Genomic DNA, 10,850 nt, shown 5'->3' with positions numbered 1-10,850 from the left:
GGGTGGGGGATGCGTATGCGCCCGTGGGGCTCCGCTCGGCGTTACTGCAGATACGCCGGGGTGCTCACGGGCAACGTAAATCGGAACTCGGCGCCGCCGCCGGGGGCGCGGCCGACCGTGATGGTGCCGCCGTGGGCTTCGACGATGCCCTTGACGATGTACAGCCCGAGGCCCGTGCCGCCGCGTTTGCTGCCCCGCCAGAAGCGGGTGAAGACGCGGTTCATGGACTCCTCCGGGATGCCGCTGCCCTCGTCGCTCACGGTGACCGACGTGCTGACGTCCTCCCCTTCGCGGGGGGACGCCGAGGGCGTGACGTCAATCGTGACGGTTCCCTCGCCGTGGCGCACCGCGTTTTCGAGCAGGTTGCTGAGTACCTGGTCGACCTTGTCGGGGTCGGCCCACAGGTCGGGCAGCGGCTGCTCGACGCGGAGCAGGAAGCGGTCGGCGGGCTGGCCCGCGGCGACGTACGCCTGGATGTGGCGGCCGACGGCGGCCCCGATGTCGACGGGCTGGCGGCGCACTTCGAGGCGCCCGGAGTCGATGCGGGAGATGTCGAGCAGCTCGGCGATGAGCCGGGTGACGCGGTCGGCGTCGGCGTCCACCGTCTCCAGCATCAGCTTCTTCTGGTCGTCGGTGAACCGCTCCCATTTCGCGAGGAGGGTCGCGGTGAAGCCCTTGACGGAGGTGAGCGGCGAGCGCAGTTCATGGGCGACGGTGGCTATCAGCTCGGCGTGGCTGCGCTCGGTGCGGCGGCGGGCCTCGGTGTCACGCAGGGAGACGACGATGCGGCGGACGGGGCCGGTGGGGCGGGTGCGGACGTAGCGCGCGGAGACGAGCACTTCCCGGCCGCCCGGCAGCAGCAGATTGCGCTCGGGCTGCCCGATGCGGATGGCGAGGCCTCCGTAGGGGTCCGTCAGCTGCCACCAGCGTCGCCCCTCCAGGTCCTCCAACGGAAGGGCCCACTCAAGGGGCCGGCCGAGGGCGTCGGCGGCGGGGACGGCGGTGATCCGGGCGGCCGCGGCGTTGAAGCAGATCACCCGGCCGTGCTCGTCGGCGACGACGAGCCCGTCGGGCAGGTCGTCGGGGTCGATGCCCAGCTCCGCTGCGAGGTCGGCCGCGAAGGCCGTTCCGGGGCCGGTCTCGGAGTCGGCGGGGTCATCGCGCCGGGACGCGGGCGTGCTGTGTGCCTCCCGTGCTCGCAGCGCCTTCTTGGCACCGCTCGTGCCGACACTCATCCCCGTACCCCACCTCTCGTCTGGCGCAGAGGGCCCCCGAGCCCGTCACCCTACTAGCTCTCGGTGACGGAACGGCACCCTCCGGAGGCGCGCTGTGCACGGGCGGACGCGTAGAGACATACGGCTGCGGCCGTCGCGAGGTTCAGACTCTCGGCCCTTCCGTGGATCGGCACCCGCACCACGGCGTCCGCCAGCGCGCGGGTCTCCTCCGGGAGCCCCCACGCCTCGTTGCCGAACACCCAGGCGGTGGGCCCGCCCATGGTCCCGTGGTCCAGCTCGTCGTCGAGGTCGTCCTCCCCCGCCCCGTCGGCGGCGAGAATGCGCACCCCGGCCTCCTTCAGCCCCTCGACGGCCCGCTCCACGGGAACGCCGACGGCGACGGGCAGATGGAAGAGGGATCCGACGGAGGCGCGCACGGCCTTGGGGTTGTACAGGTCCACGGAGGCGTCGGTCAGTACGACGGCCTCGGCGCCGGCCGCGTCCGCGCACCGCAGCACGGTCCCGGCGTTGCCCGGGTCGCGTACGTGCGCGAGTACGGCGACGAGCCTCGGCCGCGCCCGGAGGATCTCCTCGAAGGGGGTGTCCAGGAAGCGGCAGACCCCGACCAGCCCCTGCGGGGTGACGGTCGTCGAGATGTCGGCGATCACCTCGTCGTCGGCGAGGTGCACGCGCGCCCCGGCGGCCCGGGCGTCGCCCACGATGTCGGCGTACCGCTCGGCGGCCTCGACGGTCGCGAAGAGCTCGACGAGGGTGCCCGCCTCGCCGCCCCGATGCGCCACGGCCTCCCGTACGGCCTGCGGCCCCTCGGCGAGGAACAGCCGCTCCTTCCCCCGGAAGTTCCGCCTGGCCAGCCGTCGCGCGGCAGCGACACGAGGCGAACGCGAAGAGATCAACTCGGGGGCGACGGGCATGGGGGCACCTTCGGGGTTGCGGGGTGGAGAACGGGGCACCGGACGCACACGGACCCGCAGGCCTTCACGGCCTGCGGGTCCGGTTCACATCACGTCCGGCTCGAAGCCGGTGCGGTGTCAGGCAGCCTTGGGCGCGTTCACGTCCGACGGCAGGGCCTTCTGCGCGACCTCGACGAGCGCGGCGAACGCGTTGGCGTCGTTGACGGCCAGCTCGGCGAGGATCTTGCGGTCCACCTCGATGTTGGCGGCCTTCAGACCCTGGATGAGGCGGTTGTACGTCATGCCGTTCTGGCGGGCCGCAGCGTTGATGCGCTGGATCCACAGCTGACGGAAGTCGCCCTTGCGCTTCTTGCGGTCGTTGTAGTTGTAGACCAGCGAGTGGGTGACCTGCTCCTTGGCCTTGCGGTACAGGCGCGAACGCTGACCGCGGTAGCCGGAGGCCGCCTCGAGGATCGCCCGGCGCTTCTTGTGGGCGTTGACTGCCCGCTTGACGCGTGCCACTTTTTAACTCCTTGTAGCGGGGCCGTGGTTGTCGTCACACGGCCCGAAATCGATGGGGTCCCGGTCCTGGCGTACGGCGCTCTGAGAGATCAGGCGCCCGTACGTCACTTGCCGAGAAGCTTCTTGATCTTCTTGGCGTCGCCCGGGGCCATCTCGGCGTTGCCGGTGAGGCGGCGCGTCAGGCGGGACGACTTGTGCTCGAGCAGGTGGCGCTTGCCGGCGCGCTCACGGAGCACCTTGCCGGAGCCGGTGACCTTGAAGCGCTTGCTGGCACCGCTGTGCGACTTGTTCTTCGGCATAGCGCCGTTCTCTCCTCGTCAGTGGCGTTCCGGTGCCCGGTCGTGAAACCGGGCACGGTGGAACGTCATATGTATCGGTTGGCATCCCGGGGCATACGCCCTGGGATCAGGCCTCGGCGGAAGCCTCGGCCGGGGCCTCTGTGGCCTCGGCCTCGGTGATCTCGGCGTCGGCGATCTCCTGGTCGGCGATCTCCTCGTCCGTGATCTCACCGTCGGCGGCGTTCTGCGACTTGCCCGGGTTGGCCTTCGCCTCGGCCTTGCGAGCCGCCTGGGCCTCGCGGGCCTCGGCCATCGCCTCGGTCTTCTTCTTGTGCGGACCGAGAACCATGATCATGTTCCGGCCGTCCTGCTTCGGGTTCGACTCGACGAAACCGAGGTCCTCGACGTCCGTCGCGAGTCGCTGCAGCAGTCGGTAGCCGAGCTCCGGCCGGGACTGCTCGCGACCACGGAACATGATCGTGATCTTGACCTTGTCGCCCTGCTTGAGGAACCGGACGACGTGACCCTTTTTGGTGTCGTAGTCGTGCGGGTCGATCTTCGGCCGGAGCTTCATTTCCTTGATGACCGTGTGCGCCTGGTTCTTGCGCGCCTCACGGGCCTTCATGGCCGACTCGTACTTGAACTTGCCGTAGTCCATGAGCTTGCAGACCGGCGGACGTGCACTCGCCGCCACCTCGACCAGGTCGAGGTCGTACTCCTGCGCAAGCTCCAGGGCCTTGGCAAGCGGAACAATCCCGACCTGCTCGCCGCTGGGACCGACAAGTCGCACTTCGGGAACGCGAATCCGGTCGTTGATGCGGGGCTCGGTGCTGATGGATCCTCCTCGGTTGCACCACACGGCGGTCTGGCGGACAGCCGCGTATGTCTCTGATGACAGTTGGACCAACCACCGCGGGGCATGAAAAATGCCCCGGACGGGACACAGGCGGGGCTCCAAGGAATACCGGAGCACCGCCGCGGTGAACCGCGGGGCGCACATTCGGGCGACTCCATCGTCCGTACGGAACGATGGCGGCCGCCTGACCGGATGACCTGCCGTCCCGGAGGATGGTCAGGTGGGAGATCGGAGCCTCCACTTGCGGGCCGGGCACAGCAGTGTCCGGCCGGTCGTTACACAAGGTTAGCAGCTCGGGGCAGGAACGGCTAACCGAGGCCAACTGGGGACGGGCCCTCCCCGGGACCTATCGTGGGACGCATGAGTGACACCCCTCCCCAGACGCCCGACTTCGACACCATGGCCCGCGACATCGCCGAGGTCCCCGCGGTCGAGGTGATCGTGACGGTCGCCGTCAACCTGATGAGCGCCGCCGCCGTGAAGCTCGGCCTGACCGAGGAGGGCGACGAGCACAAGGACCTGGACGAGGCGCGCAAGCTGGTGCACGCCCTCGCCGGGCTGCTCGACGCGAGCGCGACCGAGATCAGCTCCTTCCACGCGGCCCCGCTGCGCGACGGCCTGAAGTCGCTGCAGCTGGCGTTCCGCGAGGCGTCGTTCGTCCCCGACGAGCCGGGCCAGGGCCCGGGCGAGAAGTACACGGGCCCGGTCTACGGCTAGAGCCCCGTCCCCGGCTGCTCCGCGGCCGCTCTCACCGACGTACGTACAAGGGCTCGCCCGGTGGCGTCGTCCCGGCCGGCAGCAGTGCCAGGTCGAGGCCGCGCACCAGGCGGGCCCTGAGTGTCTCGTCGGCCGCGAGACGCCCGGCGACCGCGCGGGCGGCGTCGGCCGGCTCCGCGGACGGGTCCAGGACGAGGGCGAGGATGCCGTCGGCCTGGCCGGGTCCGAGGTGGGCGCGGAGCACCGCGGGCTCTGCGGCGACGGCGGCGCGCACCGCGTCGGTCACGGCCGGGTCGGCGAGCGGGTCCTCGGTGGTGCGCCCCTCGGCGAGGGCGCGCAGCGCGGCGCCGGTCAGCTCGTAGGGGACCGGCCCGGACAGGTCGAGCACGATCGTGTCGGCCTTCTCGTGCACCGCCGCCTGCAGGGCCTGGTGCAGGGGTACGGCGACGGGGCGGGCGGCGGGGTCCCAGCGGGCCAGCGACTCGGTGGACGTGAAGGCGGGCAGGGCCGTGCGGTCGCCGGCCTTCAGCGTCGGGACCGCCATGTCACTGGTCTTCTCGTGGCGCAGTCCGTTCTCGTCCTCCTCGACCTCGCCGAGTACGGCCACGACGGGTACGAGGAGCCGGGCGCCCTTGAGCGCCTCCAGGACCGGCCCGACGGCGGTGCGGTCCTCGGCCCAGGCGGCGAGCGCCGCGCTCAGCCGGGGGTCGGCGGAGCCGTCGTCGTCGGGGAAGCCGGAGTCGGGAATGTTCTTGTTCGCCACGGTCCCCGACCCTATCGGGGGGATCCTGCTGCGCTTGTGCGGCCCCGGAAACCCGGCGTTGACAGAACTCACGGGTTTCTCAGCTTTCCCTGACAGACATCTAACATTCGTCTAACGGCGCGCACAGGCCGGTCGCCCAGCATCGCGGGCATGGAGTCCCACAGAGCTCACCGCCGCCCTGCCCGGCCCTCCCGGCGCCGCCCGCTGGTCTACAGCGCTCTCGCCTCCGCCGTGATCGTCGGCGCCACGGCGGCGGGGACCGCGTACGTGAAGGCGCAGGCGCACACCGGCTCGGGCGCCGTATCGTCGGCGGCGTCGGCGACGGCACCCTCGGCTTCGGCCACGGTGAACGAGGAGGCGTCCGTGGAACCTGTCGTGGAGACCTCGATGGACCGGGCGGCACTGCTCGCCAAGGCCATGAAGTCCGTGACCGTCGAGGCGGGCGCGGAGGTGTCGGTCGCGGTGCTCGACGTGGACTCCGGCGAGAGCGCCTCCTACGGTGACGGCACGTTCGACACCGCCAGCATCGTCAAGGTCGACATCCTGGCCGCGCTGCTGCTCCAGGCGCAGGACGCCGGCCGGCATCTGACGGCGCAGGAGAAGGCGTACGCCACCGCGATGATCGAGAACAGCGACAACACGTCCGCGTCCGCGCTGTGGAAGTCGATCGGGCAGGCCGACGGCCTCGGGACTGCGAACAAGCGCTTCGGGCTGACCGCCACCGAGGGCGGCACCGGCATGCTGTGGGGGCTGACCCAGACCGACGCGGCCGATCAACTCGCGCTGCTGCAGCAGGTGTTCGGTGACGACTCGGAGCTGAGCGAGACCTCACGGGCGTATCTGCAGGGACTCATGGGCGGGATCGAGGCCGATCAGCACTGGGGTGTCTCGGCGGCGGCCGACGGCTCCGCGTGGGCGCTGAAGAACGGCTGGCTGGCGCGCAGCACGACCGGGCTGTGGGACATCAACAGCATCGGCAGGGTCACGGCCGACGGGCACGACTACCTCGTGGCGACACTCTCGAACGGCAACTCGACCCAGGCGAAGGGGATTTCACTGGTCGAGGCGGCGGCGAAGGCGGCGGTGTCGGCGTTCTCCGACAGTGCGGACAGGGCGGAGAGCACCGGCTGAAGGGCCTGGGCGTCTCCCGGGCTCAGCGGCCCGAGGTCCGGCGGCCGCGCCACAGCACCACCGCGGCGGCCAGCAGCACCGCGCCGAGGCCGCCGGCGAGCGGGCCGGCCCAGCCGGACGATCCGTCGTCCTTCTCGGGGACGCTCGGGCCCGAGCCGAAGTACCTCCGGCTGTACGCGGCCGCGTGCAGGCTGTCCGGCTTGAGCCGGGCTGCGGCCTTGATGGCGGCGGCGGGGTCGATGAAACCGTAGCCGCGCGCGTCGTCACGGCCGCCGCTCGGTGCGTTGCGGGCCGTGTGCTCCAGGAGCTGCTTGATCTGGGCGGGGCTCAGACCCGGGTGGGCGGCCTTGACGAGGGCGACCGCGCCGGAGACGAAGGCGGACGCGGCGCTCGTGCCCCAGCCCTCGTAGTACTTGTCGTCGGGGTCGGCGATCACGACGCCGACGCCCGGGGCGCTGACGGTGGCGTACCAGCGGCGGGTGGAGAACGACGCCTTGGTGCCGTTCTCGTCGACGGCGGTGGCGGCGATCACGCCCGGGTAGGCCGCCGGGTAGGAGATGTGGTCGCCCTTCTCGCCGCCGTTGCCGGCCGAGGCGACGACGACGGCGCCCTTCTTCAGGGCGTACTGGACCGCTTCGTCCTCGGCGGGCTCGGGGTGTGCGGACTTGGAGTCGTCGCCGAGGGAGAGGTTGATGACGTCGGCGCCGTGGTCGGTGGCCCAGCGGATGCCCTCGGCGAGGGCGTTGCCGCGGGTGTTGCGGGCCTTCGTACGGCTGGTGTCGCCGTCTTCGAGGATGACGCGGACGGGGAGGATCTTGGCCTCGGGGGCGATGCCCAAGACCCCGTCGGCGTTGCCGTAGCCGTGTCCGTGGCCGGCGATGATCCCCGCCATGGCGGTGCCGTGCCGGGCCCATGCGCGGTCGCCGCGGGAGGCGCCGAAGCCGACCATGTCGGTGCCGGTGAGCACGTTGCCGGCGAGGTCGGGGTGTTCGGCGTCCACGCCCGTGTCGAGCACGGCGACGGTGATGCCCGCGCCCTTCGTCGTGCGCCAGGCCTGCTGGGTGTGCATCGCGTCCAGGGCCCATTGCTGGGCGCGTATCTCGTCGGCGTGGGCCGCGGTGGACGGCACCAGGGCCAGGGAGGCGGCCAGCAGCATGCCGAGCACTCCCGATCTGCGGGTCATGACGGCGTTCACGACGGCTTCTCCGTGGCCGAGACGATGGTCTTGCGGAAGCCTCGCTCGACGCGGTCGGCGAGGCCCTGCGCCTCCTGGCCGAGGCCGGCCTGCGCCGGGGCCGTGGTCGCGCCGGACTGCATGGCGTCCGCGGCGGGCTGCGGGGCGGTGACGGCGCGGCCGTCGGCGAAGCCGGAGACGGCGTAGACGACGACGGGGGCGTCGGTGAGGACCGACACCGTCCAGGAGCCGCGCTGGGTGTCGCCGAAGTCCGCGGCGACGGTGCCTTTCGCGGCGTACGGGCGGGGCATGAGGTCGGTCCGCCGGTCGAGGCCCTCCGCCTTGAACCTGGTCTTCAGCGAGGTCATGGCCGCGGCGTCGGCCTTGGTGAACAGCAGGCCGACGGTGGTGACATGACTGCGGGTCGCGTCCGTGTAGGTGGCGCGCAGCAGCCGCAGGCAGCCGACCGGGGCCAGCGCCTTGCGCAGCAGCGGGTCGAAGGCGTCCTGGCAGCCGCTGTCGGGCGCGACGGCGATCCGGGTCCAGGTGCGGTCGGCGCCGCCGGGGCCCGCACCGTCACCCTGGACGGTGGGCGGGAAGAGCTGGTCCACGGGCACGCTGTGCCACAGCTCCCCTGCCGCCGCGAACGCGCCCCGTGAACCGGGTTCGTCCGTGCCGTCCCCGGTCAGCCAACTCCCGGTCGCCGCACCGCCGATGAGCCCGAGTCCCAGCACGATGCAGGCCGCGGCGGCCGCGACGCGCGCTCGGTTGCGGGTGGGGCGCGGATCGACGGTCTCGCTGTCGTGCGGCTCTGTGTAGGGCTCGGCGAACGACACGAAGGGGCGCCCGGCGCCGAGGGATTCCACCGGAGGCTCGGGACGGAGGGGGCGCAGCCGTGCGGTGGTCTCGGTGCGGGTCTCCTCGGGGCCGGCGGCAGGCCGCGTCGCCGGGTCGGTCCAGGACTCCCCGGGCGGCGCGTCCGGGAACCGCGCCGAGGCCGCCGGCGGGGGCGGGGGCGGGGGCGGCGTCGAGCCGGGGAGCGGTTCGGGATGTCGCGGAGCACTGTCCGAGAGGCGGAACGGCCGCGAAACCCGGGCCGCGGTGCCTTGCTGCGCACGGTCGCCGGTGGCCCCGTCGGAGCGGGGCGGCGCCGACGCGTCGCCCACGGAGGGGCTCCGCTCCGGCCGGGGCGGAGTCGGGACACGGCGCTCCCGCACGCTCCCGAACGGCCGCCTCTCGCCTCCGGCCGACGGAGGGGTGTCGGGCGGCGGAGGCGTCGACGAGCGCGGCGTGGGTGGCGTGGTGGGCCGCGGGGGTGCGGCCGCGTCGGGCCGGGCCGGCGAACCGGAGGACGCCCCGGAGCCGTACTGCCGCGGCTGCGCCTGGCCGGACGCCGTGAAGGACCCCGGCGGCACGGCCGGGCCCGACGACGCAGAGGAACCCGACGGCGCGCCCCCACCGGACCGGGACGACATCCCCTCACGGGGCCGCGAGAGCGTCCCTTCGCCGGGTCGGGAAGAGGAACCGGAGGACATCCCGGAGCCGTACGGCGTCGACGGGGTCGGTCCGGGCTGCGCCTTGCCGGGCGGCATCGCAGCCGGGCCGGGTGTCGGCTCGGCGTCCGGCGGCGGGGGCGTGCCCGGTGGCGTCGGCGGGGCGGGCGGGGCCGGTGGGCGTGGGGGAATGGAGGCGCGGCGCGCTTCCGTGCTCATGCTCCCCCCCGTTTCCTCGTACCCGGGCAACCGGCCCGCCTACGGAGCTGGTCCGGGCCGATTCACATCGGTCACATCTGTCGTGCTGTCCGTACGCCGTGCTGTGCTGCGCTGCCTGTACGTCTGTCTGTTGTGCGGTCCTGTGCGCAGGGGAAACCGTCCCTCGGCTCGCCCGTCACGGGCACGCATACCCGCGGCGGCGGACCGTCACCCCGGGCGCGGCCCGTCCGGGCAAGGTCGTCCCTCCCTGCGTGCGCGTCACTCTACGGGTTGTCCCTGTGCCGGAGGGAACCAGTCCGCAGGCCCGCGGCATCTGCCCGGATCGTCCCCCTACCCTGCGGTAATCCTGTCTGGCAGGCTTCGGTCATGACTGCCCGCGCCGCAGACCGGGCCCGCTACGACCGGGCCACCGCTCACCTCGACGCCCCCGTCGCGATCGTGGACCTGGAGGCGTTCGACGCCAACGCCGACGATCTCGTCCGCAGGGCCGCCGGCAAGCCGATCCGAGTCGCCAGCAAATCGGTGCGCTGCCGCACCCTCCTCGAACGCGTCCTGGCCCGGCCGGGCTTCGCGGGGATCATGTCCTTCACCCTCGCCGAGTCGATCTGGCTGGCACGCTCCGGCTTCGACGACATCCTGCTGGCCTACCCCTCCGCGGACCGGCAGGGCTTCGCCGAGCTGGCCTCGGACCCGAAGCTCGCCGCCGCGGTGACCGTGATGGTCGACGACCCGGCCCAGCTCCGCTTCATCGACGAGGCACGGCAGGGCGGGACCGAAGTCGTCCGCGTCTGCCTGGAGTTGGACACCTCGCTCAAGCTGCTCGGCGGACGCGTGCGCGTCGGAGCCCTGCGCTCCCCGCTCTACTCCCCCGCCCAGGTCGCCGACATGGCCCGCGCCGTGGTCCGGCGGCCGGGGTTCCGGCTCGTGGGGATCATGGCGTACGAGGGGCACATCGCAGGCGTCGGCGACGCGGTCGCCGGGCGGCCGCTGCGGTCGCGTGCCATCCGGTTGATGCAGGCCACGGCGCGCAGGGAACTCGCCCAGCGGCGTGCCGAAGTGGTCAGCGCCGTGCGGGCGGTGGAGCCCGGTCTGGAGTACGTCAACGGGGGCGGAACCGGCAGTGTGCAGCACACCGCCGCCGAGGACGCGGTCACGGAGATCGCGGCCGGATCGGGGCTGTACGTCCCCCGGCTCTTCGACAACTACACCTCGTTCAGCGGCCGTCCGGCCGCGCTGTTCGCCCAGCCGGTCGTCCGCAGGCCGGGCGTCGGCATCGTGACGGTGCTCGGCGGCGGCTACCCGGCCTCCGGCGCCCCCGGCGCCGACCGGCTGCCCGTCCCGTACCTCCCGGAAGGGCTGAAGTACGACCCCCAGGAGGGCCCCGGCGAGGTGCAGACGCCGCTGCTGGGCTCCCCCGCCGACGATCTGCTCATCGGCGACAAGGTGTGGTTCCGGCACGCCAAGGCGGGCGAGCTGTGCGAGCGGTTCGACACGCTGCACCTGGTGGAGGGCGACGCGGTGACGGCGACCGTACCGACGTACCGCGGAGAGGGGCACACGTTCCTCTAGGGC

General features: G+C 72.5%; 11 protein-coding genes. 3 read left to right on the top strand and 8 right to left on the bottom strand.

Features of this window, described 5'->3' with window-relative positions; genetic code table 11:
- Positions 1–41: 41 nt before the first annotated feature.
- From ACN6LB_RS23155 to infC, 5 genes are all read right to left on the bottom strand, one after another.
- Complete coding sequence (locus ACN6LB_RS23155) at positions 42–1,235, bottom strand: sensor histidine kinase (RefSeq protein WP_356134799.1); 1,194 nt, start codon at positions 1,233–1,235, stop codon at positions 42–44.
- A 53-nt stretch (positions 1,236–1,288) separates the two neighbouring features.
- Entirely contained in the window at positions 1,289–2,146 is an 858-nt protein-coding gene (locus ACN6LB_RS23150; protein ID WP_356134801.1) for a TrmH family RNA methyltransferase, read from the bottom strand.
- 117 nt (positions 2,147–2,263) lie between these two features.
- Positions 2,264–2,647 carry a 50S ribosomal protein L20 gene (rplT, locus tag ACN6LB_RS23145; protein WP_003970214.1) on the bottom strand — a complete coding sequence of 128 codons (384 nt, stop codon included), beginning with the start codon at positions 2,645–2,647 and terminating at the stop codon, positions 2,264–2,266.
- Between the two features lie 104 nt (positions 2,648–2,751).
- On the bottom strand, positions 2,752–2,946 hold the full coding sequence (rpmI, locus tag ACN6LB_RS23140) for a 50S ribosomal protein L35 (RefSeq protein ID WP_007829094.1): 195 nt from the start codon (positions 2,944–2,946) through the stop codon (positions 2,752–2,754).
- A gap of 106 nt (positions 2,947–3,052) precedes the next feature.
- The gene (gene infC / locus ACN6LB_RS23135) at positions 3,053–3,784 is read right to left on the bottom strand and encodes a translation initiation factor IF-3 (protein ID WP_445027590.1); all 732 of its coding nucleotides are present in this window, start codon (positions 3,782–3,784) and stop codon (positions 3,053–3,055) included.
- Positions 3,785–4,141: 357 nt separating this feature from the next.
- Between infC and ACN6LB_RS23130 the strand changes: the two genes are divergently transcribed.
- Positions 4,142–4,498, top strand: coding sequence for a DUF1844 domain-containing protein (locus ACN6LB_RS23130; RefSeq protein WP_356134805.1), 357 nt, complete (start codon positions 4,142–4,144; stop codon positions 4,496–4,498).
- Between the two features lie 31 nt (positions 4,499–4,529).
- Here the strand turns inward: ACN6LB_RS23130 and ACN6LB_RS23125 are convergent, their stop codons facing one another.
- Positions 4,530–5,261 (bottom strand): SseB family protein, encoded by a 732-nt coding sequence (locus ACN6LB_RS23125; protein ID WP_445027589.1) that lies wholly within the window; start codon positions 5,259–5,261, stop codon positions 4,530–4,532.
- A gap of 150 nt (positions 5,262–5,411) precedes the next feature.
- Here ACN6LB_RS23125 and ACN6LB_RS23120 point away from each other — a divergent pair, with 150 nt between their 5' ends.
- Positions 5,412–6,392: a serine hydrolase gene (locus ACN6LB_RS23120; protein WP_445027588.1), complete on the top strand. Its 981-nt coding sequence runs from the start codon at positions 5,412–5,414 to the stop codon at positions 6,390–6,392.
- Positions 6,393–6,414: 22 nt separating this feature from the next.
- Here the strand turns inward: ACN6LB_RS23120 and mycP are convergent, their stop codons facing one another.
- Positions 6,415–7,575, bottom strand: a complete 1,161-nt coding sequence (mycP, locus tag ACN6LB_RS23115; RefSeq protein WP_445027614.1) for a type VII secretion-associated serine protease mycosin — start codon at positions 7,573–7,575, stop codon at positions 6,415–6,417.
- 8 nt (positions 7,576–7,583) lie between these two features.
- On the bottom strand, positions 7,584–8,732 hold the full coding sequence (locus tag ACN6LB_RS23110; RefSeq protein ID WP_445027587.1) for a hypothetical protein: 1,149 nt from the start codon (positions 8,730–8,732) through the stop codon (positions 7,584–7,586).
- Positions 8,733–9,644: 912 nt separating this feature from the next.
- Between ACN6LB_RS23110 and ACN6LB_RS23105 the strand changes: the two genes are divergently transcribed.
- Positions 9,645–10,847 (top strand): amino acid deaminase/aldolase, encoded by a 1,203-nt coding sequence (locus ACN6LB_RS23105; RefSeq protein ID WP_445027586.1) that lies wholly within the window; start codon positions 9,645–9,647, stop codon positions 10,845–10,847.
- Positions 10,848–10,850 lie beyond the last annotated feature (3 nt).

Source organism: Streptomyces sp. SAS_270, from assembly GCF_052543295.1.
Note: the sequence above shows the minus strand (reverse complement) of the source record. Positions and strands in the feature narration are given on the sequence as shown.

What these genes read in the sequence shown, in the direction of transcription:
- ACN6LB_RS23155 (WP_356134799.1), bottom strand. Translation starts at nt 1,235, where the DNA reads ATGAGTGTCGGCACGAGCGGTGCCAAGAAGGCGCTGCGAGCACGGGAG.
- ACN6LB_RS23150 (WP_356134801.1), bottom strand. Translation starts at nt 2,146, where the DNA reads ATGCCCGTCGCCCCCGAGTTGATCTCTTCGCGTTCGCCTCGTGTCGCT.
- rpmI (WP_007829094.1), bottom strand. Translation starts at nt 2,946, where the DNA reads ATGCCGAAGAACAAGTCGCACAGCGGTGCCAGCAAGCGCTTCAAGGTC.
- ACN6LB_RS23130 (WP_356134805.1), top strand. Translation starts at nt 4,142, where the DNA reads ATGAGTGACACCCCTCCCCAGACGCCCGACTTCGACACCATGGCCCGC.
- ACN6LB_RS23120 (WP_445027588.1), top strand. Translation starts at nt 5,412, where the DNA reads ATGGAGTCCCACAGAGCTCACCGCCGCCCTGCCCGGCCCTCCCGGCGC.
- mycP (WP_445027614.1), bottom strand. Translation starts at nt 7,575, where the DNA reads ATGACCCGCAGATCGGGAGTGCTCGGCATGCTGCTGGCCGCCTCCCTG.
- ACN6LB_RS23105 (WP_445027586.1), top strand. Translation starts at nt 9,645, where the DNA reads ATGACTGCCCGCGCCGCAGACCGGGCCCGCTACGACCGGGCCACCGCT.